This is a genomic window from Streptomyces sp. NPDC021562 (assembly GCF_040640875.1).
GTDB lineage: Bacteria > Actinomycetota > Actinomycetes > Streptomycetales > Streptomycetaceae > Streptomyces.
In genome coordinates this window covers 383834-409527 of sequence record NZ_JBFACN010000005.1, presented here as the reverse complement: position 1 = coordinate 409527, position 25694 = coordinate 383834, and the positions used below count along the sequence as shown (strand labels likewise).

Genomic DNA, 25694 nt, shown 5'->3' with positions numbered 1-25694 from the left:
CCGGCGCCGGGATTGAACAAACGTCCGTAACCTCGCCCGTGCGGGGTAATTCCGGCGTCCGGGACATCCTTGACGGGGTCCGGACACATCCGGCCGGTCAAAGCAGTGTCCTAACTCCACGTCACTCGGTTAGATGAGTGTGGACACCAGAACACCCCGCACTCCCACGGGGGACCGCTCGCCGGGATTCCGCTCCGGATTCGCCTCCGGGCCCGACGACGCTCCCGCGCTGAGCATGGTGAAGGTGCCGAGCGATCCGGCGCAGGTCATCGTCAACCACGCGAGTTTCCGCGTGCAGTTGGGCGCATCGACACGGCGTACCCAATCCCCCCGGGTCGCACGGCACCTGAGCGCCACCCAGGACACCGCGCGCATCCCGGTCGCCGGCCCGGCGGGCAGAGCGGGGGCGGCACCCGGCCGGCGCCGCCCGGTCGTCTGGAGCGGCAAGTCCGCGCCCGACGACACCGGCGCCCACCGGCTGCTCCAGGCCGTCCGGGGCGGCAGCGTCCGGCACGCCGAGGAACCCCTCGAACCGGCCGGCGCCACCCAGGTCATCCCGCGCGTCGACGACGGCTACGGCGCACTCGACCAGACCGTCGAGACGCCGCTGGTCGGCCACCCCCGCTCCCCGGCCTCCGGCGAGAACCGACTGCTCCCCGACATGCCGCCGGTGGGCAGCGCCTACGACGAACCGGGCTACCACGGGCCGGGCTACGGCGACCAGGGCTACGGCGACCACGGCTACGACGACGACCGGTTCGAGGACTTCGGCGAACCGGCGCCGGCCAGGCGAACCGGCGAAGGCGACCCCGCCCGGCACGCCTACTACCCCGGCCGCCGGATGAACCTCGGCGTCGTCCTGCTCCCGCTCCGGATCTTCCTCGGCTTCATCTCCGTCTACGCCGGCATGGGCAAGCTGTGCGACCCCGTCTACTTCGACGGCGGCAAGCGCGGCTCCATGGTCAAGTGGCTCGACTCCCTGCACCCGTGGGAAGTCGCCGAACCACTGCGCCAGTTCGCCCTCCAGCACCCGGTCGGCTCCGGCCTCGTCATCGCCTTCCTCCAGGTGATCGTCGGCGTGCTCACCGTCCTCGGCTGCTGGCAGCGGGTCGCCGCGGTCGTCGGCGCCCTGCTCTCCGCCGCGCTCATCGTCACCGTCAGCTGGAAGACGGTCCCCGCGTACGACGCCCCCGACATCATCTACCTCGCCGCCTGGTCGCCGCTGATCATCGCCGGCGCCCCCGTCTACTCGGTGGACGGCCGTCTCGCGGGCAGCGCCTGGCGCCGCCTCGGCCCCCACTCCGACATCTGGGACCTGCGTGCCTTCGTGCTCCGCCGGGGCGCCCTGATCACCGCCGTCACCATCGGCCTCACCCTCCTCGTCGGCTCCCTGCTCGGCGGCGCGGTCCGCGACTCCAGCCGCGTGGTCGTCCCCGGTCCCGGCGAGGCCCCCCGCAACAACCTCCCCGGCTCCCCGCTCCCCGGCCAGCCGGCCAAGCGCCACCCCAAGAAGACCCCCTCGGCCGCCACCGCTCCCTCCGGCGGCGCCACGGCGGGTCCGTCCCAGTCGGCATCCACCCCGGGCACGACCCACAGCACCGGGACCACCACCACGACCCCCAGCCAGACCCAGGGCACCACGGGCCAGCTCCCGCCCCGCCACACAGCTCCGGCCCCGACCACCGCGGGCCCGACCTCGGGCGGCACCGCCACCGGCGGCGCGTCCTCCTCCGGAGGCGGCGGCACCACCACCGGCACCACCACCGGCGGCGGCACCTCCACAGGCCAACCGGGCCTGGTGGGCGGCCTGCTGGGCTGACAGGACCACGAACGAGGAGCCCCGTACCAAGAGAGGTACGGGGCTCCTCCATACGCACTCGCTGCAAACGTCCTTCAGAGGCGCGAGGAACTCGCGAGCAACCCCCAGGCACCCGCAGCCGACAACCGGCCGCAGGCCCCCTTCCCGGCTACCGCCCCAGCGCGGCCAACTCCTTCGCCGCCTCCGTCAGATCCTTCGCCGTGTCGATCGCCCGCCAGTACGCCCCCTGCGGAATCGGGAACCCGGCCAGCTGCCGGCTCCGCGCCAGATGCGGGAACGTGGTCCGCTCATGATCCCCCCGCTCCGGCAGCATCCCGGCGAACGCGGGCGAGAACACGTACACACCCGCGTTGATCTCGAACGTCGACGGCGGCGCCTCGATGAAGTCGGTGATGTGCCCGAAGCCGTCCGTCTTCACCGCACCCCACGGGATCCGCGGCCGGGCGAGTGCCAGCGTCGCCACCGCGTCCCGCTCCGTGTGGAAGTCGGCCATGTCGCGCAGCGAGAACCGCGTCCAGATGTCGCCGTTCGTGGCGTACCAGGGCCGCTCGGGGTGGGGAAGGTGGGCGGCGGCGTACTTGAGGCCGCCACCGCGGCCCAGCGGCTCGTTCTCCACCACCGTGGTGACGGAGAGCGGCAGGTCGGCCGTCGCCAGCCACTTCTGCAGCACCTCGGCGAGGTGGCCGCAGGAGACCACCACGTCGGTGACGCCCTCCTCGGCGAGCCAGTTCAACTGGTGGCCGATGATCGGCGTGCCCGTACCGGGGATCTCGACCATCGGCTTGGGCCGGTCATCGGTGTACGGACGAAGCCGTGAGCCCTGGCCACCGGCCAGGACCACGGCTTGAGTGGGGCGCAACGCGGCGTTCGGATGGGTCATGCCCCGAACTGTACGACGCGCCCCGGGGGCGGCCGACCGCCGCCCGGGGGCCCTTAAGGAGCCGTTACCTCCCTTACCCGCCGGCGTCAGCTGTGCGCGGCCAGGACTCCGGACGCGAACGACGTGTCACAGACCGGGCGCGCGTACGACTGGGCGCGCGAGGCGCCGTAGATGCGCACGGCGGCCCGGCCCAGCGCACGGGCGATGGACGTGCAGTGCTCGGCCAGCGACGGATGACCGTTGACCGCCTGCTGGAGGTGGGTCAGGACCTGGCCGGGGTTCTTGTCCTGGAGCTCGGTCATCAGCTGGTCGCGCAGCACGTCCTGCGGGGCCTGGACGGTGGCCTTGCGGGAGAGGTTCGCGTCGGTCACGTCGGTCGCGGTGAGCACCGAGCTCCGCGGGCTTCCCGTCCAGTTGACGCGGGTGACGGCGAGGGTCCCGGAGAGCACCAGGACGACGGGCAGGACAAGGGCGAGTGTGCGGCCGATCCGGCGGGCAGGGCCGCCCCGATGGCCACGTCGCGTCTGAGGGGTGGTGGAGTGCTTCACGCGTGTGAGGGTAGCGTGCGGTAATGATTTGGCGACATTTAGTCACCGGTTCGGGGGATGAGGAAGTGCTTTTTTCCGGGTAAGGGGTTGACGCACGCTGCTCGAAAACCACCCGCTTGCCGGGGTAAATCGGGCAACGGAAAGGGCCCCGCAGCAGGCTGCGGGGCCCTCGACGTCAACCTGGGTTGATTCACCCTGGTCAGAGGTTTGTCACGGTGACGAGCACTCAGTCGCGGAGACCTCAGTCGGAGAGACGCTCACCCGTGGAGGTCGAGAACACGTGGGTCTCGCCCGGACGCGGCACGACGTGCAGCGTGGCGCCCTTCTCCGGGACCGCGCGGCCGCTGACGCGGACGACCAGGTCCTTGAGCTCGTCGCCGACCTTGGCGCTGCCGTAGACGTAGCCGTCGGCGCCGAGCTCCTCCACGACGTTCACGGAGACCGCGAGACCGGCCGGGGCGTCCTCGGCGTCCTTCGACAGCGCGGAGGCGGCCTCACCGTTGTGCTCGACGACGTCGAAGTGCTCGGGGCGGACGCCGACGGTGACCGTGCGGTCGCCCTTGTCGGAGGCGGCCTTGAGGGCCTCGCGGTTGACCGGCACCACGCTGTTGCCGAACTTCACGCCGCCGTCGGTGATCGGGACCTCGACCAGGTTCATGGCGGGGGAGCCGATGAAGCCGGCGACGAAGAGGTTGGCGGGCCGGTCGTACATGTTCCTGGGCGAGTCGACCTGCTGGAGCAGACCGTCCTTGAGGACCGCGACCCGGTCGCCCATCGTCATGGCCTCGACCTGGTCGTGGGTGACGTAGACGGTGGTGATGCCGAGGCGGCGCTGCAGCGACGCGATCTGCGTACGGGTCGACACACGGAGCTTGGCGTCCAGGTTGGACAGCGGCTCGTCCATGAGGAAGACCTGCGGCTCACGCACGATGGCACGGCCCATCGCGACACGCTGACGCTGACCACCGGACAGGGCCTTCGGCTTCCGGTCCAGGTACTCGGTCAGGTCGAGGATCTTCGCGGCCTCCTCGACCTTCTGCCGGATCTCCGCCTTGTTGACGCCGGCGATCTTGAGCGCGAAGCCCATGTTGTCGGCGACGGTCATGTGCGGGTAGAGGGCGTAGTTCTGGAACACCATGGCGATGTCCCGGTCCTTCGGCGGCAGGTGCGTGACGTCGCGGTCACCGATGCGGATGGCGCCGCCGTTGACGTCCTCGAGCCCCGCGAGCATCCGGAGCGAGGTGGACTTGCCGCAACCCGACGGGCCGACCAGGACGAGGAACTCGCCGTCCTCGATCGCGATGTCGAGGCCGTCGACGGCGGGCTTGGTGGAACCGGGGTAGATCCGGGTCGCCTTGTCGAACGTGACAGTGGCCATGGCTCAGAGGCCCCCTTCTACCGGCAGGAACGTGCCGGACGATCCGTTGTAGGAAGGTGGTGGTGTAGTCCACGAGAGTGAACTGGATCGAGACGGTACCCGGCGTTCACCCTGTATGTCAGTACCTGGAGCCCTGTGAACTTCGCGGAAATTTTCGACAGGGGCCGTCCGCGACCTGGGTACACTGCACTGGCACTCACCGCCACGCGCGCGTGCACGCCTCCTTAGCTCAGCTGGCCAGAGCAACGCACTTGTAATGCGTAGGTCGTCGGTTCGAATCCGACAGGGGGCTCCGCAGGGGCCGGGTCACGTTGTGGTGACCCGGTCTTTCTCTTGTTCGGCGTGGTCGTTCTGCCAGGTGTTCAGGAGGTGGGCCGCCAGGCGGGTCTCCAGGTGGTCGGTGGTGCGGATGCCGAAGACCACGTCGGGTTCCAGGTGGGGTTCGTCCGCGAGGAGGCCCGCGACCACCTCGTGGCGTACGACCTGTTCGTGGACCGCGTCCGCCTCGACGTGCTCGGTGTAGAAGCGGACGGCCGCCGGGCCGGCGCCCATGCGGCGCAGCGCCTCCGCGAGGCGGCGGGAGGCCGGGGACGAGGTCACCTCGACGGTGGCGAAGTGGCCGACGAGCGCGCCGCGCAGGGCCCGGTGCAGGCCGAACAGGGACATCTGGTTGACGGTGGCCAGTGCTTCGGCCGGGGCGGCGTCCAGGTAGTGGCCGTAGGAGGTGTCCAGGCCCAGGTCCGCCATCAGGTCGGCGAACAGCTGGGCGTGGATCTCGTCGGCCCGGCCCCCGCCGAACTCGTCGAACTCGACCGCGACCATGGCCGCCTTGGCGCGTCCGCGCAGCCGTGGGATCACCCAGGCGTGCGGGTCGGCCTCCTTGAGGTGGTAGAGCGAGCGCACGGCCGCGTACTGGCGGAAGTGGTCGAGGGTGCCGTGGTCGCGCAGGAAGTGGGAGAGGCTGCCGTCGACCTCGCCGACCGGTTCGAGCTGGAGTTCGTCCAGGGCCTGGGTGGCGGTCGCGGTCAGCTCGACGGGCACGTCGGTGCGCAGCGCGTGCAGGAAGCGGGCCTCCAACTCGGCGCGCAGGGCGAGGAGCCGGGGGTCCCATTCGCGGTCGTCGGGGACGCCGTCGAAGCCGAGGTAGTGCAGTTCGTAGAGGACGTAGAGGGAGAGTTGCAGGTCGTCGCCGTAGGGGTCGGCGGGGAGCGGCGGTGGCGGGTCGGGGACGGGTGAGCCGCGCAGGGTGTCGAGGAGGGCGGCCGAGAGCGGGCCGCGGGGGGCGGGCAGGGGGGCGCCGGTCATGAGGTCTCGTCCCGTTTCGTACGGCGGCGGTGGCTGGTGTCGCACCAGGGTGGGGTGCGGGTGCGGCGGCAGGTGCAGACGGCCACCATGAAGCGTCGTGACACGCACACCTCGCCGTCCTCGCCCACCACTTCGACCGGCCCCTCCACCAGGAGCGGGCCGTCGCGCTGGACGCGGACGCGGCGCGGTCGGTCAGGTGTGTTCGGCACGGATGACCACCAGTTCCTCCGTCGGGCGGCCGGTGCTGTCGGCGACCAGTCCGCGTTCGTGCAGCCAGGCGAGGCGGGAGTGCAGTACGCGGCCGAAGGGCAGCCGGGTGCGGTCGACGATCTCCGCGCGCAGGCCGGCCGCGCGCAGCCGGTCGAGGCTCTCCTCGACGCCGCTGAGGTGTGAGTGGACCATGAGCAGCCGTCCCGTGGGGCGCAGCACGGTCGGTGCCGCCGCGCAGATGCGGTCGATCAGCAGGCGGCCGTCGGTGCCGGCGTCCCAGGCGCGTGCGGGGCCCCGGGGCGGGCCGTCGCCGGGTGGGGCGGGGACGTAGGGCGGGTTGGTGACGACGAGGTCGAAGCGGCGGCCGGGCACCGCGGACGCCAGGTCGCCGTGGCGTACGCGTACGGTCTGGCCGTTGAGCAGGGCGTTGCACCAGGCGGTGGCCAGTGCCCGCCAGGAGATGTCGACGGCGGTGACCCGGGCGCCGAGCCGGGCGGCCTGCACCGCGAGGGCGCCGCTGCCCGTGCCCAGGTCCAGGACCTCGGTACGGCTGGTGACGTGCTCCCTGCGCAGGGCCCGGCCGAGCAGCCCGGTGTCGGTCTGGGGCCGGTAGACCCCGGGCGGGGCCCAGCACCGGAACTGGGGGGCGAGGGATTCGGTCGTCATCCTCGGGCCCCCGTCGCCTGAGGCACCCACGGCTTCGCGCTCGGCGCCGGGGTGCCGGCGTGGGCGGTGATCGGGGTCGTGGCGTACGGGGCGGGCGGTCCTCCGGCGGGCCGGGGCGGCCGTGCGCCGGCCGTGGGAGGCAGCGCCCGCGGGCGCGGGGGCGCGCCGGAGGTCCGGGGGGTGGCGCTGGTGACGAGGGTCTTCACGTATCTGCTCCGCGCTGTGTGGGGTGCGGGTGCCGGACGCGGCCGGCCGTGGCACACGGGTACCCCTGGGCAGCAGCCGTAACGGGCTCCGCGCGGAGCGGTGGGTCAGTGGCGGCCGGCGACGCGGTCCGCGATGCGGGCCAGGGGGGATGAGGTGGTGCTGGGGTGGAGGCGTTCGCGCTGGTCGGCGGCTCGGTAGGTGGCGTACATGCCGTGGACGCCGAGCCAGCGGAAGGGTTCCGGCTCCCACTTGCGGACCTTGTGGTTCACCCAGGGCAGCTCGGTCAGGTCGGTGCGGCCGGCCTGCCCGGAGTCGAGCTGGACGAGGTCGCGCAGGGTGCGGGCGGCGAGGTTGGTGGTGGCGACGCCGGAGCCGACGTAGCCGCCCGCCCAGCCGAGGCCGGTGGAGCGGTCCAGGGTGACCGTCGCGCACCAGTCGCGCGGCACCCCGAGCACCCCTGACCAGGCATGTTCGATCGCGAGACCGGCGAGGGAGGGGAAGCAGCGGACGAGGATGTCACGGAGGGCGTCGATGGTCGTCTGCTGGGTGCGGCCGTCGTTGTCGGTCCGGGAGCCGAAGCGGTACGGCACCCCGCGCCCGCCGAGCGCGATCCGTCCGTCGGCGGTGCGCTGGGCGTACATGTAGGCGTGGGCCATGTCGCCGAGGGTCTCCAGGCCGGTCCAGCCCACCGTCTCCCACTGCTCGTCGGTGAGCGGGGCGGTGGCGATCATCGAGGAGTTCATCGGCAGCCAGGTGCGCCGCTGCCCCTTGAGGTTCGCGGTGAAGCCCTCGGTGCAGCGCAGGACGTAGGGGGCGCGGACCGTGCCGTAGGGGGTGACGGCGTGTTTCGGCCGGATCTCGGTCACCGGGGTGGACTCGTGGATGACCACGCCGAGTGCCTCCACGGCCGCCGCCAGCCCTTTCACGAGTTTCACCGGGTGCAGCCGGGCGCCGTGCGGGGTCCAGGTGGAGCCGACGGCGTCGGCCACCTGGATCCGCTCGCGGGTCGCCCGGGCGCCGTACAGCTCGCGGTCGGTCTCGCCGTAGGACAGTTCGTGTTCGTGGAAGGCCCTGAGGCGGGCCAGCTGGGCGGGGGTGGTGGCGACTTCGAGGACCCCGCCCTGGTGCAGGTCGGCGTCGATGCCTTCGGCCCGGGTGACCGCGACGACCTCGGCGACCGTCTCGTTCATGGCCTTCTGGAGGCGTACGGCGGCTTCCCGGCCGTGTCGTGCGGCGTACCGGTCGCGGCCGGCGACGCCGTTGTAGAGCCAGCCGCCGTTGCGGCCGGAGGCGCCGTAGCCGCAGAACTTCTGCTCCAGGACGGTGACCCGGAGGAAGGGGGCGGCCTGCTTCAGGTAGTACGCGGTCCACAGGCCGGTGTAGCCGCCGCCGACGATCACGACGTCCGCCGAGGCGTCGCCGGTGAGCGGCTCCCGTCCCTTGGGGAGGCCGTCGTCCGCGTACCAGAAGGAGATGCCGCCGTTGACGACGCTGCCTGCCGAACTGCGTGCCGAGCTGTTCATGTCCGGACGCTAACCTCTGAGGGCGTCCAGTGTCTCCTTCGGATTCCATGCTTTTCCGCGGCCTCTGACCAGCGGATAGCAGGCCAGGCCGATCAGTGCGGCGACGAAGTGGCCGAGGTCGGTGAAGGTGGGCGACTCCGTCAGGGGCAGTCCGTACACGAGCAGGACGATCACGGCGTACGCGTACCGCCAGGGCCGGGTGATCCGGTAGGTGAGCACCCCGATCACCCCGGCGAGCGCGTAACTCACTCCGAAGTCGAGGGTGTTGACGGCGGAGTGCGGGACGATGCCGTCGTGGATGCCCTTGAGCAGCGCGCCCTCGCTGATCAGCGTCGCCAGCACGTGCGCGAGGACGCACACCAGCAGCCAGCGCACCGTCCCCAGCCACCGCTCGGCGGGCGCGTGGAAGACGGTGTAGAGCAGCGCGTACGGCACCCAGTCGCCGCCGTCGATCCACATCGCGCTGGCGATCAGCACCCGCACGGGGTTGTCGGAGAGTTCCCGCAGGTTGGTGGAGCGCTGTCGCAGGAACTGCTGCTCGAACGCCGGTGACATGTAGTGCAGCGCGACGGTCGTCACGAACAGGATCGTCAGCCAGATGTACGTGCCGGGGGCGCTGCGGACGTACGCCCACGCCCTGCCGCCGAGGCCCCGGAGAAATCCCATGAGGTGATTCACGCACGACTGTGACGTCGCACGGGTGAATGACATTCCGGCCGGTTGACGGTCAGCCGACCGGCTCCGGCATCGGTGTCTCGGCCGGTGCGTCGTGTTTCGGGGGTCGCGCCGTCACCAGCAGGCCCGCGACCAGGCCGGCCAGCAGCATCACGCCCACCGCCCACCAGATGGCCACCGTGTAGCCGTGGACGACGGCTGCCGGGACGACCGCCGCCTTCTGGGCGGGGTCGTGCAGGTGGGCGGCGAGGTAGGTGGCGGTGCTGGTGGTGGCGACGGTGTTGAGCAGGGCGGTGCCGATGGAGCCGCCGACCTGCTGTGAGGTGTTGACGGTGGCCGAGGTGACCCCGGAGTCCTGCGGGGCGACCCCGGAGGTGGCGGTGGCGAACACCGGCATGAAGGTCAGGCCCATGCCGAGGCCCATCAGCAGCAGCGCGGGCAGGATCTCGGTGGGGTAGGAGGAGTGGACGGTGATCCGGGTCAGGAGCAGCAGGCCGCAGGCGGCGAGCAGCATGCCGGGGACCATGAGCAGGCGCGGGGCCACCCGGTGCAGCAGGCGGGCGGATATCTGGGTGGAGCCGACGATGATCGCCACGGTCAGGGGGAGGAAGCCGAGGCCCGCCCGGACCGGGGAGTAGCCGAGGATGACCTGGAGGTAGTAGGTCAGGAAGAGGAACAGCCCGAACATGGCGACGGTGGCGAGCGCCATCGTCAGGAAGCTGCCCGCCCGGTTGCGGTCCTTGACGATGTGCAGCGGCAGCAGGGGGCTCGGGGCGCGCGTCTGCCACCACACGAACCCGGTGAGCAGGAGGGCGCCGGCCGCGAACAGGCCGAGCACCAGCGGGTCGCTCCAGCCGCGCGGCTGGGCCTCGCTGAAGCCGTAGACGATGGCGACGAGTCCGCCGCAGCCGAGCAGCGCCCCGGGCACGTCGAGGCGGGCGCCGGTGTGGCCGGGCCGGTCCCGCAGCAGCGTGAGCGCGCCGGTGACGGCGAGGATCGCGATGGGCACGTTGACGTACAGGCACCAGCGCCAGTTCAGGTACTCGGTGAGCAGGCCGCCGACGATGAACCCGATCGCGGAGCCGCTGCCCGCGAGGGCGCCGTAGATGCCGAAGGCCTTGCCGCGCTCGCGCGGGTCGGTGAACGTGGTGGTGAGCAGGGACAGCGCGGAGGGCGCGAGGACGGCGGCGAAGGCGCCCTGGAGGGCGCGGGCGCCGAACAGCATCCCCGGGGTCTGGGCGGCGCCGCCGAACGCGGAGGCGGCGGCGAAGCCGACGAGTCCGATGACGAAGGTGCGTTTGCGGCCGACCAGGTCGGCGATCCGGCCGCCCAGCAGGAGCAGCCCGCCGAAGGCGAGCGTGTAGGCGGTGATCACCCACTGCCGGTTGCCGTCGGACATGCCGAGGGCACGCTGCGCGGACGGCAGGGCGATGTTCACGATCGTCGCGTCGAGTACGACCATCAGCTGGGCCAGCGCGATGACGACCAGCCCCCACCAGCGGCGCGGGTCGGCTCCGTCCGCACCGGCGTTCGTCCCAGCCGTCCGGACGCCGCTCATCCGGTCAGAAGACCACGGATCGGGACGGTCCGCATCCCGTGCTGCGCTGTTCCTGGTCATGGCTCCGAGACCACCTTCCCGGCCGTGCGGGCCGAAGAGTCCGCTTCCTCACCGGTACGACGGATCGGGCGGCCGGGGTGTGACACGGCATTGTCAGTGGGGGGCTGCACTATGGGGGGCATGGCGAGGACTGGGGCCGGCGGGTCCGGCGGGGTCGGTGGTGGCAGGGCGAAGGGTGCGCGGCGGCCGGAGGTGCGGCTGCCCCCGCTGGAGCCGTGGGCCGACGGCGGGCTGGAACCGGACGGGGACTACGACGGGGTGGAGTTCCGGGACGCGGACCTCGCCGGGCAGGACGGCGCGGGCGCCCGCTTCCTGGACTGCGCGGTGACGAACTGCGCCTTCGACGAGACGGGGCTGCGCCACGCCCGGGTGCTGGACTCGGTCCTCACCGGCATACGAGGCGTCGGCACGAACCTGGCCGAGGCGACCCTGCGCGACGTGGAGCTGGTCGACGCCCGGCTCGGCGGCACCCAGCTGCACGGCTCGGTGCTGGAGCGGGTGGTGGTCCGCGGCGGCAAGATCGACTACCTGAACCTGCGCACGGCCAGGCTCAGGGACGTGGTCTTCGAGAGCTGCGTCCTGGTGGAGCCGGACTTCGGCGACGCCGTCCTGGAGCGGGTGGAGTTCGTCGACTGCGCCGTGAAGGGGGCGGACTTCCGGGGCGTGACGATGAAGGACGTCGATCTGCGCGGTGCCGCGTCGCTGGAGATCGCGAGCGGGGTGGAGCGGCTGGCCGGGGCGGTGATCAGCATGTCTCAACTGCTGGACCTGGCACCGGTGCTGGCGGTGCAGCTGGGGATCCGCGTGGAGGGGTGAGAGCCACCGGCCGCCTCCGGTGGCGCGGGTCGGTGGCTCAGGCCCCGGGCGGGGGCGCCGACGTCTTCCGCAGGCCCAGACGGTCGTCCGGGTCCTGGAGCCGGTCCGGCTGCGCGGCAAGCATGCGGCGGACCGCCGGTTCCGGCATCCGGACCACCACCGGCCGGGGCAGGGTCAGTTCCCGTACGGCGGTGCCGGTACGGCCGGAGCGGACGCGGTCGGTCACCTTCGCCACCACCCGTATGTCCAGCGTGAACTGCACCAGTACGGAGCCGGACTTGGGCTTGTGCAGCGGCATCGAGCCGGCCGCGTTCGCCGCCAGGCCGGCCGCGCCGCCCGCGCCGCCGGCGTTGCCCATCAGCTGGTTGAGGCGGAACTCGTCGGCGTTGAGCAGCCCCGCGCCCGCCAGACCGCGCGCCGACCTGCCGTGGTCGGCGGAGCTCAGGCCGTCGGTCTGGGTGGGCCGGGGCGCGTCCAGATGGCTCTGCCCCACCGTCTCGAAGGTCATCTTGTCGCCGACGCCCAGCACCCGCCCGTCCCGCAGCCGCGCGTGCAGTGACGTCCGCAGGTCCTGGCCCGTCGCTCCGGTGGCGTGCACCGGGGGCAGTTCGGCCCCGGCGGAGGTCAGCAGGGGCAGCGCCGCGATCAGCCACTCGGTGGAGACGGCCTCGTTCAGGGCGTAGGCGGCGGCCTGGCCCTTGGTGCGGAAGCGGTCGCCGCCGCCCGCCTCCCGGACCGCGGCGTTGACCAGTTCCCGTACCTGCGGGGCCCCCTGGAAGCCGTTGACCTGCGCCTCCATCGGCAGGCGTACGCCGCCCGAGCGCCAGGTGCCGAGCGCGGCCCGGTGGTCGTCCCGGGGGCCGGGTGCCGGGGCCGGTGCCGTTGTCGGGGGTCGGTGGCGCGGTGCGGTCAGTCGGCCGAGGGCGGCGAGGTCCTGGTCCAGGACGCGGTGGGTCAGGGCCTGGCGGCCCAGCGAGACCAGGGCGAGCCGACGGTCGCCCTGGTGCAGTTCGAGGGTGGCCTCGATCGGCAGCCGCATCCTCGACGACTTCGCGGTCTTCGCCTCCGCGACCGTCTTCATGCCGAGCTGCCCGCGGCCGGCCGTGCCGGAGCGCCGCGAGCCGCCCCAGCCCGCGCCGAGCCCCGCCGCGCCGCCCGTGCTCTTCAACTGCCCGGCGCCGCCGTCCGGTTTGCCGGAGCCGGCGAAGATCCCCTCCACGCCGGTCGTCACGCCGTCGTCGTGGGAGGTGGCCTGCTGCGCGACGGCCGCGGTGATGTACTCCATGTCCCGGCCGTCGCCCGCCGGGCCGTCGTAACCGCCGTCGCCGAGGCGGTTGATCCTGAACACCGCCCAGTACGGGGTTCTCCGGCCGTCGAACAGCTCGACGGTGACGCCGCCGTCCATGGCGCCGGAGAGCAGACCGGTGCTGCCGTCGCGGTCCAGGACGCGCAGCAGCCGTTGCACGTTGTCGTTGCGGTCGGCCAGTTGCCGCCGGGGCAGCAGGGCGTCGGCGAGGTCCTGCCGGCCGCTCTCCGTGAGACGGGTGCGCAGCCGCGCCAGCAGCGGTACGAAGTTCGGCAGCTCCTCGACCATGCCGAAGCCGAGGGGGAGGGCACGGGCGAAGGAGGGCCCGCTGCGCGGCGCGGCGGAGGTGGAGGTGGAGGTGGCGGAATCGGCGGCGGACTTGGACGGGGGGTGGGTGGCGGACTTGGGCGTGGGGTCGGCGGTGGACGTCGATGTGGGGTCGGTCGCGGACTTGGGCGTGGGGTCGGTGGCGGATCTGCTCGACTCGGCCGGGCCCCTTGCGGAGTCGGTCGCGTCCTTGGCCGACTCGGTCGCCGGCCTCGCGGTCTCGGCCGGAGCCGTGGTGCCCGCCGCCCTTTCCCGAGCCTCGCGTTCCGCCCCGGCCCGCGAGCTTTCGGGCCCTCGGAAGCCTTCGGCCGCCCGCGCGCCCTCCGTCGTCCGTGAACCCTCCGCTGCCCGCGCGCCCTCCGCTGCCCGTGCGCCCTCCGCTGTCCGTGTCTTCTCTCCCGGGTGTTGCCCCGGTCGGGAGGGAGGTGTCATCAGGGGCGGTTCCGGGTCGAGTCCCAGCTGTCTGCGGATCGGTGCCGGAAGCTGCGCCTCCGTCAGCCACACCGCCGCCTCGGCCGGCAGGGTGCGGGCGGCCGTCGCCACGTAGGGGCCGCCGCCGGTGACCTTGACCTCGGCGACCATGGTGACCAGCAGGTCGCACTGGACCAGGTAGAGCGGTGCCTTCTTCGGGGTGTGGGCGTTGCGCTCGACCGTCCCGGCGAGGGCCGTGGACCGGGTGTCGCCGGCGCTGGTGGTGCGGCTCCCGGAGAGGCCCTGGCCGAGCCGCCAGTCGGCGGCGTTCTCGGAGCCGGTGGCACCGAACTGCCAGGTGCTGGTGGTGCCCTGGCCCTCCTGGCCGGCCGCCTGGTGACCGCCGAGCACGAAGGTCTCGGTGCCCGGTCCCGCGCCCCGGTGCAGGAACTTCGGGTTGGTCAGGGTGAGCCGGGTGCCCACGGCCCCGTTCAGCGCGGCGAGCCGCCGCGGGTACCGCAGGTTCTTCACGACCCACCCGGAGGACGCGGCCTGGCGCAGCGCCGCCGTGATCGCCTGCGGCGCGAACCGCTCCTCGACGGCCTGCCGCGGCGCGAGCCCTTCCGCGGCCAGCGCGGGGTCCTCGCGGACGCCCTTGTTGCGGGCGGCGGCCCGGGACAGCAGCTGGAAGGCGAGGTCGCGGACGGCCTGCCCGTCACCGACCGTCTCCACCAGCTGCCAGTCCCGCAGCGGCTGCCCGACGGACGGCCGGGGCACCAGCGTGGCCAGGTCGCCGATGCCCTCGGCGGTGACGGCGTGCTCGGGCCGCGGCGCCTGTGCCCGGCGCCGGTCGCGCACCGCGTCCCGGCGCTGCCTGCCCTCGTCGTCGAGGGTGAACTCGGTCGGGGTGACCAGCCGTACGTCCTGTTCGTCCAGGCGCAGTCCCGCCATCGGGGCCGCCTCCGGAGCGTCCTGGCCCGGGGAGCCGGGGACCAGGGCGCGGCCGAGCTTGCGCTGCCGGGAGGTCATGGTGACGTCGACGTCCAGGCGCAGGGCGGCGCCGAAGGTGGCGGCCTTCTCGGAGCCGTTGGTGAGGACGTCGGTGCGGGTGGTGGGACCGGCCTGGTTGCGGCGGGTGCCGGTGTGGTGCTTCTCGTAGCGGGCCGAGCCGGTCAGGGCGCCGGGGATGATTCTGGCCTGGCCGAGCACCAGACCGCCGATGGAACGCGAACTGCTGCGCCCGCTCTGGGTGTTGCCGGTGACTCCGGCGTGGCTGCGCACCAGCCAGTTGTCGGTGTCGCCGAGGTAGCCGGTCTCGCGGAGGTGCCCCCGGACGCGGAGCTGTACGTCGTGCGCGTGCAGGGTGGTCTTGCGGCGCAGCCGTACCCGGATGCCGGTCGTGGTCAGCTGGTCCTTGTTGACACGCAGGTTGGTCTCGGACAACGCGGCCATCAGCTCCCGGTGGTTGCGCCGCTGGAGCGCGGCCTCCTCCTTGCCCGGCGCCGACGTCACCGCGTCCGTCCCGAAGGCGGACAGGTAGCCGGCCAGCCGGGGGTCGGTCGCGAACAGCTCCCGTACGGCCCGGATCAGGGGGCCGGTGTCGAGTTGGCTGAGGGTGACGCTGGAGCCCATGGCGCCGAAGGGGAGGTGGCGTTCGACGTCGGTCTCGGTCCCGTTCTCGTCGGTCCGCCTGGGCTTCTCGATGAACTCGCCGGCCTCGACGCCGGGCGGCAGCGGCAGCCCGAGCGACCGCGCCTCGTCCGCGCGCAGGCTCATCCACACCCGCATCGAGTGCCGGGCCACCCGGGTGCCGGGGTGCAGGACCATCTCGGCCGAGCGCGGCCCCGTACCCTCCGCGGTGATCTGCACGCTCGCGAGGTAGAGCACCTTGTCGCCGCGCACCTCCGCGCCCTGGCGGCTGGACACGGTCTGTTCGGCCACGGTGAACCGTGCCTTGCGGGCCGCCGCGACCGGCATGGCCGTGCCCCGCAGGACGGCGGCGTTCCCGGCCGCGCCGACGCCGACAGCAGGGCCGAGGCCGCCCGTGACCGCCCGTCCCTTGCCCGCGCTCTCGGTGACGGTGTGCTGGGTCTGCTGGTGGGTGCGCAGCTGGGTGCCGCCGGTGCCCCAGGCGGGCGACATCCCGGTGATCGCGGCGTGCATGCGGTAACTGCCCGTCGTGCTGCCGTCCTTGGACGACAGGTCCTCGCCGGTCACGCCGTCCCGCAGCAGCCGGGGCAGGTCCTCCAGGACGGTCGCGGTGGCCGTCGCCTCGTGGAGCCGGGCGCGGCCGGGGGCGCCGGGGGCGGTGAGCGAGGGGTGCAGCACGGAGGCGACCGCGTCGAAGAGCCCCCCGCCGCCCTGGTGCGGGGCGCCGGTGCCGGTGACCGCGACCGGGGCCAGGGAGTCGGCGAGCGAGACGCGCCGGGCGGTGTCCGCCCCGACGGCGGCCGGGGCCGCGGGCGCCGGGGTGTCCGCCGGGACGAGGTGCTCGGTGGGCACCCGCTGGGTGAGGGTGCCGGAGCCGTGGAAGGTCTGGACGCGCTCGGCGCCGTGCTTCTTGATCCGCACGCCGTAGCGCACCTTGCGGGGTGCCTCGACGGAGCCCTTGTCGCTGCGCAGCACCCGGGGTTCGGCCACGTTCCGCTGGCCGCGCGACTCCCGCGAGGACTGCCAGGGCTGCGCGTTCGCCATCCCGGCACCGCCCAGCCACAGCCCCGGTACGACGGGTGCGAGCCCGAAGGCCATGCCGCCCAGGCCCTTGCTCGACCCGCCGGTCGCGGTGGTCGCGACGGTGGCGGCCGTGTTGTGCTGGACGTCGACCTTGGTGTCCTTGCCCTCGGCCTCGTCGACGGCGGCGAGCGGCGCCCCGTCCGGGTCCGGCACGGTCTTCGCGAGCAGGTTCCCGGGGTGGAAGACGGGCGGCCGGTCGCCGGGGGCGCGGGAGACGGTGACGGTGACGTCGTACCACTCCTTGCCCGTCCTGCCCTGGACCGCGACGGCGCGGCCCTGTCCGTAGTACGCCTCGGGGCGGCCGGCCAGGTCGGCGGCGAGGGCGGCGACCTCGCCGTCGGCGTGGCCGACGACGGCGGCCACGGCGTTGCGCACGAACTCGTGCCCGGTCAGCCCGTAGGCCGTGGACAGTCCGGCGGCCTGGAACTCCATGAGGTACGGCGGCAGGACCAGGCCCGGTGCCGTGTGCTCCTCCTCGATGGGGGCGGGCGGCGCTGACCGGCCGCGTCCCGGCGCCGGACGGGAGACGCCCTTGCCCTTGCCGGTGCCCGTGCCGCCGCGCAGCGCCCGCGTGGTGGCGGTGTTCCCCGCCTTGCCCTGGAGGGCGAGCACGGCGTGTTCCACGGGGCCGGTGGGCCGGGCGCCGACCGGTGCCCGGGAAGGCTCGGGAGAGGCGTCTTTTCCGTTGTCGCCTGCCTGGCGCTGCGTCCGCACGGAGTCAACGTATGCACGGCGGGGACGGCCGCGACGGCTTCCGCCGACTCCGGCCCCAGTTGTCACTCACGCCTCAGCGAGCGGTCAACTCCCGTACACGCAACGGTCGTTCAGCAGCACCGCCGTCGCTCAGGGGAGCCTCGGGAAGCGGGCCTGGAGGGTCCAGACCGCCGGGTTGTCGGCGAGGTCCTCGTGCAGGTCGGTCAGGTCGGCGAGCAGGTCGTGCAGGAAGTCCCGGGCCTCCCGGCGCAGTTCGGCGTGGGAGAAGGTGAGGGGCGGCTCCTCGGCGGGCATCCAGTCGGCCTCGATGTCCACCCAGCCGAAGCGGCGCTCGAAGAGCATGCGGTCGGTGGACTCGGTGAAGTCGAGTTCCGCGTGCTGGGGCCGGGCGGCCCGGGACCCCGCCGGATCCCTGTCCAGCCGTTCCACGATGTCGCACAGCGCCCACGCGAAGTCGAGCACCGGCACCCATCCCCAGGCTGTGGACACCTCCCGGTCCGCCTTGGTGTCGGCGAGGTAGACGTCCCCGCAGAACAGGTCGTGGCGCAGCGCGTGGACGTCCACCCGCCGGTAGTCGGTCTGGGGCGGGTCCGGGAAGCGGTTGGAGAGGGCGTAGCCGATGTCGAGCACGTAGCCGATGGTGTCACGGCCGGAACCATCCGCCTCATCGGCCTGAGGGAACGGCCCCGGCCTCATTAGGATCGCTCGCGTGTCCACACGTGTACGCGTTTTCTCGGTCGCCGCAGGCGCGCTCGCGCTCTCCCTCGCCCTCACGCTCACCGCGAGCGGCGGAGTCCACGGCACCCCCGGTGGCGCGGGCCTCCACGACCCGTACTTCCCGAAGGCGGGGAACGGTGGCTACGACGTGCGCCACTACGGCCTCACCCTCGCCTACGACCCGGGAACCCGGCACCTCACCGGCACCGCCGTCATCACCGCCCGCGCCACCCAGGACCTGACCGCCTTCGACCTCGACCTGAAGGGGCTGGACGTCGACACGGTCACCGTCGGGGGCAAGAAGGCCCGCTGGAACCGCGCCGGCCAGGAGCTGACGATCCGCCCGCACGGCGACCTGAAGAAGGGCGCGACCTTTTCCACCGCCGTGCGCTACTCGGGCAGCCCGGAGACGATCACCGACCCCGACGGTTCCAAGGAGGGCTGGCTGCGCACCGCGGACGGCGCGCTGGCCCTCGGCGAACCCGTCGGCTCCATGGCCTGGTTCCCCGACAACGACCTTCCCTCGGACAAGGCGTCGTACGACATCACGATCACCGTGCCCAAGGGCCTCCAGGCCGTCTCCAACGGCGAGTTGAAGAGCGAGACGACCGACGGCGACCGGACCGCCTTCGTCTGGCACTGCGCGGAGCCGATGGCGAGCTACCTCGCCACGGTCGCCATCGGCCACTTCACGATCACCCGGTCCACCACCTCGGACGGTCTGCCGGTGTACGTCGCCGTGGACCCCACGCAGGCCGCCGCGAGCAAGAGCGTGGTCGCGAGGATCCCCGAGATCATCGAGTGGGAGCAGCACACCTTCGGCCCCTACCCCTTCTCCTCCACCGGCGCGATCGTCGACCGGCCGGGCGACGCCGGGTACGCCCTGGAGACCCAGAACCGGCCCGTCTTCCCCGGCGCTCCGGAACTCCACACCCTCGTCCACGAACTCTCCCACCAGTGGTACGGCGACTCCGTCACCCCGAAGAACTGGCGGGACATGTGGCTCAACGAGGGCTTCGCGACCTACGCCGGGTGGCTGTGGCAGGAGGACCACGGCGGCCAGACCGCGCAGCAGATATTCGACGGGGTCTACGCGACCTCCAAGGACGACGCGACCCTCTGGGGCTTCCCCCCGGCGAAGCCGCCGGGCGCCGCCCACATCTCGGGGCGGCCGGTGTACGAACGGGGCGCGATGGTCCTGCACAAGATCCGGCAGACGGTCGGCGACGACAGGTTCTACGCCATCCTCCGGGGCTGGGCGGCCGCCCACCGCCACGGCAACGCGGACACCGCCGAGTTCACCGCGTACGTGGAGAAGATGGCGCCGGGCAAGAACTTCGACGCGATCTGGAAGGACTGGCTGTACGGCGACGGCAAGCCGGCGCATCCCTAGGGCCCCCGGCGGTCAGCCGTCCACGTCGCCCAGTTCTCGGCGCAGGACGGTGCACGGGCGGCCGTGTTGCCGGTCCGGGCGGTGATCGATCACCTCGTAGCCGAGGGCGGTCCAGAAGGCGAGGCCGTCCGGGTTGTTCTCCAGCACGGCGAGCCGGACCGCCGTACGGCCGGCTTCCCGGAAGCGGTCCTCGACGGCGGTCGCGATTCGGCGGCCGTGCCCCTGCCCCCGCACGCCCGCGTCCACCATCAGCAGCCCGATCCACGGGTCCGGGTCGGCCGGGTCCGGATGCCGGGCGAGGGTGACGGCGACCCCGACCAGCCGCCCCTCGCTGCGGGCGAGCAGCACCTCCGCGTCGGGATGCGCCAGCTCGTCCGCCAGCGCCCGCGCCACCTGCTCGGGCCGCACGTCGTCCGGGTCCGGGAAGTCCCCGCTGAGCGCGTGGAAGGCGCGGTTCGAGGCGTACAGGGCGGTGATCTCGGTGAGCACCGGTCCCGGGATGTCGTCACCGGGCCGCACGCCCAGAGGCTGGAGGATCATGCGGGCAACCTATCCCCGCCCCTGCGGTGATGCGACGCTGAACGCCATCGGCTGAGCCGCCCTGCGCACTAGTGAGCCCAGGGCGGTGCGAGGGTGTTGCCGTCAGCCAGTTCGGCGGTGAGCCCGACGCGTGTGGTGACCCACATGTGGGCGGGCTGATCGGTGGTGTTGACGACCGCCAGTTCGGAGCCTGCAGGTGCCACCGCCGCGTCACCTTCGCGGAGTTCGGCGCTCTCACCGTCGATGGTGAGCCGGAGGCGACCGGAGAGGACGTAGAAGGTCTCCTCGTCGCTGATCGTGTGGGTCGGCCCCACCATTGCGGCCGGGACCTCGACGCGCCAGGCGGCAAGGTCCCGGCTGCCGGTGTCCGGGCGGACGTAGGAAACGAAACGGCCACCGTGAACCTCGTGTACGACGGCCTCGTCACTACGGATGAACGGCATGTCCCAGCCTCCCTATAGACAAGTTGCTTGTCTAGATAGACAAGCAACTTGACGAGTTATAGTCAAGCCCATGGACGACGCCCTGGCCTTCTCCGCGCTCGTGCTGGCACTCTCCGGACAGCTGGTGCAGGAAATCCACACCAGCGTGTCCCAGCAGGGATTCGAGGACCTACGACCCGCACACGGCTTCGCCTTCGCCCGCATCTCCGGAGGCGGCGCCACGACGGCCGACCTGGCCGAGCACCTGGGAGTGACCAAGCAGGCCGCCGCCCAGCTGGTCGAGGAGCTGGTCCGAAAGGGATACGTGGAGCGGCATCCACACCCGCACGATGCCCGCGCCCGCCTCCTGGGACTGACCGAGACCGGCTGGGCCGCCACGCGCGCCGCAGACCAGGCGGCCCGGGCTGCCGTCGCACCGTGGCGAGAAGTACTGGGTCAGGCGCGCTTCAGCGAACTCGTCGCCGACCTGACACGCCTTGCACCGCCGGGACCGATCCGCCCAGCCTGGTGAGCCGATGACCCACCGCCCTGGAGACACCGGTCGTGAACGAACCTGCCCGGTCAGAGCGCTAGGGTCGGTCGGCATGGAGACCACGGGGACCGTCCGTCGCCAGGCGGCGGAGCGCAAGCACGACACTCTCGAACGGCTCGCGACCGAGCGGGACGTATGGGTGTCGACGGCTCATCCCGAGCACGGGCCTCACCAGGTGCCGCTGTGGTTCCTGTGGGACGGGCGAGCGGTGTGGATGTGCACGGGCGCGACGTCCGTGACCGCGCGCAACCTCCGCGAGGAGCCGCGCGTGCGCCTGGCGCTCCCGGACAGCTTCGATGTGGTGCTCATCGAGGGTGTGACGGAATGCTTCCCGGACCGGGAGGTCCCGGCGGCCGCGGCGGACGCGTTCACCGAGAAGTTCGGCTGGGACCCACGCACGGAAGAGGGCTCCTTCCTGTACATACGCGTGACCCCGGGAACGGTGCGTGCCTGGCGCGGTGAGCCGGAACTGCGCGGGAGAGTCATCATGCGCGCCGGGACGTGGCTGGCATGACGGGCGTCATTCGCCGTAGCGGGGCAGGTTGTCCGTCGCGATGGTCCACCCGCCGATGGTGACGTCCTCGCCGACTCCTCGTCGTCCCGCTCCTCGGTTCCCCACGCGTCCAGCATCCGTGGCGGTCTTCGTGCGCCGGGCGGGCCGGTCGGGGGTCTCGGTCGTGGCGGTCCGGTGCCCGGGCTTGTTGCAGGAGACCGTGCGGGTGACGATCCGCCCGTCGGAGATCCGCTCCCGCTCGCGCCGCAGGTAGCCCTCCGCCTCCAGTTCCCGCAGGGCCGCGCCGATACGGTCCCTCCCCTCCGGGAAGCGCAGCGCCAGGCTCTTGATGTCGACCTGGGCGCCCTTGGGGAGCGACTGGATGTGCACCCCGAGGCCGATCGCGAGCGCCGAGAGGGTGGGGTGCTGGGCGAGGTGGTTGCCGATCACCACGAAGTGCGAGGTGTGGCGGGCGTTGTCGTGCAGGAGACCGCCTGACCCCCGGTTCGGGTGCTTCCTGGCGGCAACGCGGGACTCGGCGCACGAGGGCGCGCTAGGGTTTTCGGTATCCATCGGGAAGGGGATCGACTTCCTGGGTGGTCAGGCCCTCGCACTGGGATTGCCGTCCCGGCGGGGGCCGAAGTTTTTCTGCGGTTGGTGCGCTGAGCGTAGGGCAGGCAACCCACCTCAAATCCAGCTGAGTTGGGCATATTCACTCGCGGGAGTGAGTCTGCGCGACGGGCGGGAGGGGTGGGGTTTGGTGGGAGTTCTTTCTCCCGTCGTTCTTTGGTGGTGACGTCCCGTGCACCCGGGGTCCGCGTTTCCGGGCTACGGCGCCATCTCGATCTCGGCCCACACCGTCTTGCGCGGCGACAGCCCCGGTGTCACGCCCCACTTGTCGGCGAGTGCGTCCACGAGGACGAGGCCCCGGCCCGACTCGGCGTCGGGTGCGGAGTGTTGGGGCTGTGGCTGGAGGTCACCTCGCGTGTCCGTGACCTCGATGCGCAGGGTGCTTCCCACGACGTAGAGGAGGAGGCCGAAGTCGCGGCCTGGCACCCGCCCGTGCGTCGCCGCGTTCGCCGCCAGCTCCGCCACGATCTGCGTCGCCGGGTCCAGGGGCAGTCCCCACATGCGGAGTTGCTCGGCGGTCAGCAGGCGCGCCAGGCGTGCGCCCCGTGGAGTGGGGGAGAGGCGCAGGCTCATGTTCCGGAGGGGGGTGGAGATTTCGTCGTTCACGTCACCCAGCGTGGCCGCCCGTGCGTACCGTGAACAGTGATCGAAGCGCTACGTACGGTGACTGTCCGGCGCTTGTCCAGTGCTGTCTGGGCTGTCGGAGGGAGGGGTGGGCGGGATGACCGTGGACGGTGAGGTGGCCGAGCCGGGGTGGGAGGTCGACCCGGACGACGACTGGGGGGTGGCCGTCATCGCCACCGTCGGGCGTCAACTGAAGCTGCGGCGCGAGGCGGTGGGGATGCGCGCTGCTGAGTTCGGGGAGGCCGTCGGCTACGGGGAGGACATGGTCTACAAAGTGGAGGGCGGGAAGCGGATCCCCCGGCAGGAGTACCTGAACCGGGCGGACGAGGTCCTGGGGGCCGGTGGGCTGATCGCGGCGACCTGGGAGGACGTGAAGAGGGTCCGGTATCCCAAGAAGGTGCGGGAGCTGGCAAGGCTGGAGGGGCAAGCCATTGAGATCGGGTTGTATGAGAGCAACATCATCGCCGGGCTGCTCCAGACGCCTGAACACGCACGAGCGGTGATCTCGGCCGCTCAGCCACCCTACTCGCCGGACGACGTGGAGCGCATGGTGACAGCCCGCGTGGCCCGACAGTCGGTCTTCGATCGCGACCCGGCTCCGTCCATCCACTTCGTGCTGGAAGAGGCGCCGTTGCGTCGTCCCATCGGAGGGACGATGGTGTGGCGACGACAGCTTGAACGCCTGTTGGAAATGGGGCGGTTGCACAACGTCACGCTTCAAGTGATGCCGTTGAACTCCGAGGTCCACTCCGGTCTGGACGGACGGATCGAGGTGCTGAAGTTCCCGGACGGCACGGCTGTTGGGCGCTCCGACGGGGCGTTCAACGGCCGAGCGACATCCGACCCGAAACAGCTCCGCATCCTTGAGTTGCGGTATGGCACCATCCGGGCGCAGGCTCTCTCACCACGGGAGTCGCTGGCCCTGATCGAGCAACTACTGGGAGAGACATGATCCGCAAGGCCCCTCCCGGGGACGCCCCCGAACTTGCCTGGTTCAAGAGCAGCTTCAGCGGTGGCAACGACGGCGAGTCCTGCGTGGAAGTCGCCCTCGCCTGGTTCAAGAGCAGCTATAGCAGTGGCAACGACGGCGAATCCTGCCTAGAAATAGCCCCCACCCCCACCACCATCCACATCCGCGACTCCAAGTACCCCCACACACCCCCGCCCGCCGCCCCCGGTCCCCGGCTCGCCCTCGCCCCCTCCGCCTGGGCGGCCTTCGTGTCCTACGCGTCGGCGCACTGATCCGGCGCCGGATCCCCCGGCCGCACCCACACGGCCGGGGGTTGGCGTCCGTCAGACGTTCACGCCGAAGTCCTGGGCGATGCCGACCAGGCCGGAGGCGTAACCCTGGCCCACCGCGCGGAACTTCCACTCCGCGCCGTTGCGGTACAGCTCGCCGAAGACCATGGCCGTCTCCGTCGCCGCGTCCTCGGAGAGGTCGTAGCGGGCGATCTCCGCGCCGCCCGCCTGGTTGACGATGCGGATGTAGGCGTTGCGGACCTGGCCGAAGTTCTGGCTGCGGTTCTCGGCGTCGTAGATCGAGACCGGGAAGACGATCTTGTCGATGTCGGCGGGCAGGGCCGCCAGGTTGACGTTGATCGCCTCGTCGTCGCCGGCGCCCTCACCCGTGCGGTTGTCGCCGGTGTGGACGATCGAGTTGTCCGGGGTGTTCTTGTTGTTGAAGAACACGAAGTGGGCGTCGGAGTAGACCTTGCCCTGCGCGTTGACCGCGATGGCCGAGGCGTCGAGGTCGAAGTCCGTGCCGGTGGTGGTGCGGACGTCCCAGCCGAGGCCCACGGTGACGGCGGTCAGGCCCGGAGCCTCCTTGGTGAGCGAGACGTTGCCACCCTTGGAGAGGCTTACAGCCATGGTCGGGGGTCCTTTCCCTCGTATGCGTACGGCCGTGCGGCGTACGCGCTTGAAGCTACAGCTACCGGTATGAACGCCACGAGGGGTACCGAAGGTTCCAGCTTCCTTTACCTTCTTTGCCAAACGGTTGATGAACTTATTCGCGTGACGTGCGCCGGGCAGGCGCGCGACCATGGGGGCATGTCCGGTCCTTACGTCATCCGCGGCTCCGTCTCGCTCCCCGAGGCCGAGCTCAACTGGCGTTTCTCGCGCTCCTCCGGGCCCGGCGGGCAGCACGTCAACACCAGCGACTCGCAGGTGGAGCTGCGCTTCGACCTGGCGAACACCGCGGCGCTGCCGCAGGTGTGGAAGGAACGGGCGCTGGCGAAGCTGGCGGGGCGGCTCGTGGACGGTGTCGTGACCGTGCGCGCCTCCGAGCACCGCTCCCAGTGGCGCAACCGCGAGACCGCGGCCGTACGCCTGGCCGCCCTCCTCGCCGAGGCCACCGCACCCCCGCCCAAGCCCCGCAGGCCGACCCGCATCCCGCGCGGTATCAACGAACGCCGGCTGCGCGAGAAGAAGCAGCGCTCGGAGACCAAACGGGGGCGGACGGGCCGCGACTGGTAAGCGCGGAAAACCCGACCGCGCGGTCTGTGCCGACGATCACACGGCGGGCGTTCCGGTTCCGCCGGGTCTCCCGTGTGCCGTCGCCAATTCGCAGAAGTCACTTCTGTAAGACGGTGTTCGGCGGTCGGCCGGGGGAATTCCGGAAAACAGACCGCGCGGTTTCATCCCAACTGGCGATACCGGCCCCGGAAATACATCAGCGGTCCGCCTTCCGCGCTCGGGAGTTCCGCGCCGAGGACGCGGCCGATGACGAGGGTGTGGTCGCCCGCGACGACCCGTTGTTCGGTGCGGCACTCCAGGGTCGCCAGCGCGCCGCCGACCAGCGGGGCGCCGGTGACCTCGCCGCGGACGTACGGGATGTCCTCGAAGAGCAGCCGGTCGCTGATGCGGCCCTTCATCGCGAAGCGGCCGGCGATGTGCCGCTGGCTCTCGGTGAGCACGGAGACCGCCCACAGTGGCTGCTCGTCGAGGATGTCGTCCATACGGGCCCCGGTACGCAGGCTGACCAGCACCAACGGCGGATCCAGCGACACCGAGAGGAACGCGGTCGCCGTCATGCCGACGTCCTCGCCCACCGGTGCCATCGGGTCGTCCGGGTCCAGCGGCGGCTCCTGCGCGGTCACCAGGACCACACCGGCGGCCAGCCGGGACATCGCGGCCTTGAACGCTTCGTTGCTCACCCCCACAGCATGCCCGGTGGCTTCTGCGGCG

The 25694-nt window shown here is 72.0% G+C and carries 24 protein-coding genes, 1 tRNA gene and 1 pseudogene; 9 read left to right on the top strand and 17 right to left on the bottom strand.

Annotated elements, in window-relative coordinates; genetic code table 11:
- Positions 1-133: 133 nt before the first annotated feature.
- Positions 134-1819, top strand: coding sequence for a DoxX family protein (locus tag AB0G52_RS10835; RefSeq protein WP_361335751.1), 1686 nt, complete (start codon positions 134-136; stop codon positions 1817-1819).
- A 148-nt stretch (positions 1820-1967) separates the two neighbouring features.
- On the opposite strand, the gene AB0G52_RS10830 is transcribed toward AB0G52_RS10835, so the two are convergent.
- From AB0G52_RS10830 to ugpC, 3 genes are all read right to left on the bottom strand, one after another.
- Positions 1968-2699 carry a nucleotidyltransferase family protein gene (locus AB0G52_RS10830; RefSeq protein ID WP_361335748.1) on the bottom strand — a complete coding sequence of 244 codons (732 nt, stop codon included), beginning with the start codon at positions 2697-2699 and terminating at the stop codon, positions 1968-1970.
- Between the two features lie 86 nt (positions 2700-2785).
- Entirely contained in the window at positions 2786-3247 is a 462-nt protein-coding gene (locus tag AB0G52_RS10825; protein ID WP_132892033.1) for a hypothetical protein, read from the bottom strand.
- A 241-nt stretch (positions 3248-3488) separates the two neighbouring features.
- Positions 3489-4625: a sn-glycerol-3-phosphate ABC transporter ATP-binding protein UgpC gene (gene ugpC, locus AB0G52_RS10820; RefSeq protein WP_361335745.1), complete on the bottom strand. Its 1137-nt coding sequence runs from the start codon at positions 4623-4625 to the stop codon at positions 3489-3491.
- Positions 4626-4843: 218 nt separating this feature from the next.
- On the opposite strand from ugpC, the gene AB0G52_RS10815 reads away from it, so the two are divergent.
- Positions 4844-4917, top strand: a tRNA-Thr gene (locus tag AB0G52_RS10815).
- 14 nt (positions 4918-4931) lie between these two features.
- Here AB0G52_RS10815 and AB0G52_RS10810 read toward each other — a convergent pair.
- The 6 genes from AB0G52_RS10810 to AB0G52_RS10785 all read right to left on the bottom strand — a co-directional run bounded on the left by AB0G52_RS10810 (position 4932) and on the right by AB0G52_RS10785 (position 10769).
- Positions 4932-5930, bottom strand: a complete 999-nt coding sequence (locus tag AB0G52_RS10810) for an iron-containing redox enzyme family protein (protein WP_361335742.1) — start codon at positions 5928-5930, stop codon at positions 4932-4934.
- A complete protein-coding gene (locus AB0G52_RS10805; protein WP_358974444.1) occupies positions 5927-6139 on the bottom strand; it encodes a CDGSH iron-sulfur domain-containing protein in 213 nt (70 codons plus the stop codon). The genes AB0G52_RS10810 and AB0G52_RS10805 overlap by 4 nt, the downstream gene beginning before the upstream one ends.
- Positions 6123-6806, bottom strand: a complete 684-nt coding sequence (locus AB0G52_RS10800) for a HemK2/MTQ2 family protein methyltransferase (RefSeq protein WP_361335738.1) — start codon at positions 6804-6806, stop codon at positions 6123-6125. The genes AB0G52_RS10805 and AB0G52_RS10800 overlap by 17 nt, the downstream gene beginning before the upstream one ends.
- Positions 6807-7117: 311 nt before the next feature.
- Positions 7118-8536, bottom strand: a complete 1419-nt coding sequence (locus AB0G52_RS10795) for an FAD-dependent oxidoreductase (protein ID WP_132892026.1) — start codon at positions 8534-8536, stop codon at positions 7118-7120.
- 9 nt (positions 8537-8545) lie between these two features.
- On the bottom strand, positions 8546-9202 hold the full coding sequence (locus tag AB0G52_RS10790; RefSeq protein WP_207921875.1) for a rhomboid-like protein: 657 nt from the start codon (positions 9200-9202) through the stop codon (positions 8546-8548).
- A gap of 61 nt (positions 9203-9263) precedes the next feature.
- A complete protein-coding gene (locus AB0G52_RS10785; protein WP_361335734.1) occupies positions 9264-10769 on the bottom strand; it encodes an MFS transporter in 1506 nt (501 codons plus the stop codon).
- A gap of 180 nt (positions 10770-10949) precedes the next feature.
- Between AB0G52_RS10785 and AB0G52_RS10780 the strand changes: the two genes are divergently transcribed.
- Positions 10950-11645, top strand: coding sequence for a pentapeptide repeat-containing protein (locus AB0G52_RS10780; RefSeq protein ID WP_361335731.1), 696 nt, complete (start codon positions 10950-10952; stop codon positions 11643-11645).
- A gap of 37 nt (positions 11646-11682) precedes the next feature.
- Here the strand turns inward: AB0G52_RS10780 and AB0G52_RS10775 are convergent, their stop codons facing one another.
- Both AB0G52_RS10775 and AB0G52_RS10770 read right to left on the bottom strand, forming a co-directional pair.
- Complete coding sequence (locus AB0G52_RS10775) at positions 11683-17136, bottom strand: hypothetical protein (protein WP_361335728.1); 5454 nt, start codon at positions 17134-17136, stop codon at positions 11683-11685.
- 129 nt (positions 17137-17265) lie between these two features.
- Entirely contained in the window at positions 17266-17766 is a 501-nt protein-coding gene (locus AB0G52_RS10770) for a hypothetical protein (protein WP_132892023.1), read from the bottom strand.
- 79 nt (positions 17767-17845) lie between these two features.
- Between AB0G52_RS10770 and AB0G52_RS10765 the strand changes: the two genes are divergently transcribed.
- Positions 17846-19246 carry a M1 family metallopeptidase gene (locus tag AB0G52_RS10765; protein ID WP_132892022.1) on the top strand — a complete coding sequence of 467 codons (1401 nt, stop codon included), beginning with the start codon at positions 17846-17848 and terminating at the stop codon, positions 19244-19246.
- 12 nt (positions 19247-19258) lie between these two features.
- Here AB0G52_RS10765 and AB0G52_RS10760 read toward each other — a convergent pair whose 3' ends face one another.
- Together AB0G52_RS10760 and AB0G52_RS10755 are read right to left on the bottom strand one after the other, a co-directional pair.
- Positions 19259-19786, bottom strand: a complete 528-nt coding sequence (locus AB0G52_RS10760; protein ID WP_361335724.1) for a GNAT family N-acetyltransferase — start codon at positions 19784-19786, stop codon at positions 19259-19261.
- A 68-nt stretch (positions 19787-19854) separates the two neighbouring features.
- A complete protein-coding gene (locus tag AB0G52_RS10755; RefSeq protein ID WP_361335721.1) occupies positions 19855-20229 on the bottom strand; it encodes a cupin domain-containing protein in 375 nt (124 codons plus the stop codon).
- A gap of 70 nt (positions 20230-20299) precedes the next feature.
- On the opposite strand from AB0G52_RS10755, the gene AB0G52_RS10750 reads away from it, so the two are divergent.
- Positions 20300-20740 (top strand): MarR family winged helix-turn-helix transcriptional regulator, encoded by a 441-nt coding sequence (locus AB0G52_RS10750; protein WP_132892019.1) that lies wholly within the window; start codon positions 20300-20302, stop codon positions 20738-20740.
- 73 nt (positions 20741-20813) lie between these two features.
- On the top strand, positions 20814-21275 hold the full coding sequence (locus AB0G52_RS10745; RefSeq protein WP_361335718.1) for a pyridoxamine 5'-phosphate oxidase family protein: 462 nt from the start codon (positions 20814-20816) through the stop codon (positions 21273-21275).
- A gap of 177 nt (positions 21276-21452) precedes the next feature.
- Here the strand turns inward: AB0G52_RS10745 and AB0G52_RS10740 are convergent.
- Both AB0G52_RS10740 and AB0G52_RS10735 read right to left on the bottom strand, forming a co-directional pair.
- Positions 21453-21827 (bottom strand): annotated as a pseudogene (locus AB0G52_RS10740) (helix-turn-helix domain-containing protein); the annotation flags it as partial.
- Positions 21828-22082: 255 nt separating this feature from the next.
- Positions 22083-22457 (bottom strand): ATP-binding protein, encoded by a 375-nt coding sequence (locus tag AB0G52_RS10735; RefSeq protein ID WP_132892142.1) that lies wholly within the window; start codon positions 22455-22457, stop codon positions 22083-22085.
- Between the two features lie 148 nt (positions 22458-22605).
- Between AB0G52_RS10735 and AB0G52_RS10730 the strand changes: the two genes are divergently transcribed.
- Positions 22606-23460, top strand: a complete 855-nt coding sequence (locus AB0G52_RS10730) for a Scr1 family TA system antitoxin-like transcriptional regulator (RefSeq protein ID WP_132892017.1) — start codon at positions 22606-22608, stop codon at positions 23458-23460.
- Complete coding sequence (locus AB0G52_RS10725) at positions 23457-23750, top strand: DUF397 domain-containing protein (RefSeq protein WP_132892016.1); 294 nt, start codon at positions 23457-23459, stop codon at positions 23748-23750. The genes AB0G52_RS10730 and AB0G52_RS10725 overlap by 4 nt, the downstream gene beginning before the upstream one ends.
- A gap of 51 nt (positions 23751-23801) precedes the next feature.
- Here AB0G52_RS10725 and AB0G52_RS10720 read toward each other — a convergent pair whose 3' ends face one another.
- Entirely contained in the window at positions 23802-24377 is a 576-nt protein-coding gene (locus tag AB0G52_RS10720; RefSeq protein WP_132892015.1) for a TerD family protein, read from the bottom strand.
- 180 nt (positions 24378-24557) lie between these two features.
- Here AB0G52_RS10720 and arfB point away from each other — a divergent pair, with 180 nt between their 5' ends.
- The gene (gene arfB, locus AB0G52_RS10715) at positions 24558-24983 is read left to right on the top strand and encodes an alternative ribosome rescue aminoacyl-tRNA hydrolase ArfB (RefSeq protein WP_132892014.1); all 426 of its coding nucleotides are present in this window, start codon (positions 24558-24560) and stop codon (positions 24981-24983) included.
- A gap of 161 nt (positions 24984-25144) precedes the next feature.
- Here arfB and AB0G52_RS10710 read toward each other — a convergent pair whose 3' ends face one another.
- Positions 25145-25663, bottom strand: coding sequence for a flavin reductase family protein (locus AB0G52_RS10710; RefSeq protein ID WP_165939504.1), 519 nt, complete (start codon positions 25661-25663; stop codon positions 25145-25147).
- Positions 25664-25694: the final 31 nt, after the last annotated feature.

Bases quoted from the DNA above. Each gene is read 5' to 3' on its own strand.
- AB0G52_RS10725 (WP_132892016.1), top strand. From the start codon at position 23,457: ATGATCCGCAAGGCCCCTCCCGGGGACGCCCCCGAACTTGCCTGGTTC.
- AB0G52_RS10810 (WP_361335742.1), bottom strand. From the start codon at position 5,930: ATGACCGGCGCCCCCCTGCCCGCCCCCCGCGGCCCGCTCTCGGCCGCC.
- AB0G52_RS10800 (WP_361335738.1), bottom strand. From the start codon at position 6,806: ATGACGACCGAATCCCTCGCCCCCCAGTTCCGGTGCTGGGCCCCGCCC.
- AB0G52_RS10795 (WP_132892026.1), bottom strand. From the start codon at position 8,536: ATGAACAGCTCGGCACGCAGTTCGGCAGGCAGCGTCGTCAACGGCGGC.
- AB0G52_RS10830 (WP_361335748.1), bottom strand. From the start codon at position 2,699: ATGACCCATCCGAACGCCGCGTTGCGCCCCACTCAAGCCGTGGTCCTG.
- AB0G52_RS10780 (WP_361335731.1), top strand. From the start codon at position 10,950: ATGGCGAGGACTGGGGCCGGCGGGTCCGGCGGGGTCGGTGGTGGCAGG.
- ugpC (WP_361335745.1), bottom strand. From the start codon at position 4,625: ATGGCCACTGTCACGTTCGACAAGGCGACCCGGATCTACCCCGGTTCC.
- AB0G52_RS10785 (WP_361335734.1), bottom strand. From the start codon at position 10,769: ATGAGCGGCGTCCGGACGGCTGGGACGAACGCCGGTGCGGACGGAGCC.
- AB0G52_RS10760 (WP_361335724.1), bottom strand. From the start codon at position 19,786: ATGATCCTCCAGCCTCTGGGCGTGCGGCCCGGTGACGACATCCCGGGA.
- AB0G52_RS10720 (WP_132892015.1), bottom strand. From the start codon at position 24,377: ATGGCTGTAAGCCTCTCCAAGGGTGGCAACGTCTCGCTCACCAAGGAG.
- AB0G52_RS10790 (WP_207921875.1), bottom strand. From the start codon at position 9,202: ATGGGATTTCTCCGGGGCCTCGGCGGCAGGGCGTGGGCGTACGTCCGC.
- AB0G52_RS10730 (WP_132892017.1), top strand. From the start codon at position 22,606: ATGACCGTGGACGGTGAGGTGGCCGAGCCGGGGTGGGAGGTCGACCCG.
- AB0G52_RS10745 (WP_361335718.1), top strand. From the start codon at position 20,814: ATGGAGACCACGGGGACCGTCCGTCGCCAGGCGGCGGAGCGCAAGCAC.
- AB0G52_RS10835 (WP_361335751.1), top strand. From the start codon at position 134: ATGAGTGTGGACACCAGAACACCCCGCACTCCCACGGGGGACCGCTCG.
- AB0G52_RS10735 (WP_132892142.1), bottom strand. From the start codon at position 22,457: ATGAGCCTGCGCCTCTCCCCCACTCCACGGGGCGCACGCCTGGCGCGC.
- AB0G52_RS10750 (WP_132892019.1), top strand. From the start codon at position 20,300: ATGGACGACGCCCTGGCCTTCTCCGCGCTCGTGCTGGCACTCTCCGGA.
- arfB (WP_132892014.1), top strand. From the start codon at position 24,558: ATGTCCGGTCCTTACGTCATCCGCGGCTCCGTCTCGCTCCCCGAGGCC.
- AB0G52_RS10755 (WP_361335721.1), bottom strand. From the start codon at position 20,229: ATGCCGTTCATCCGTAGTGACGAGGCCGTCGTACACGAGGTTCACGGT.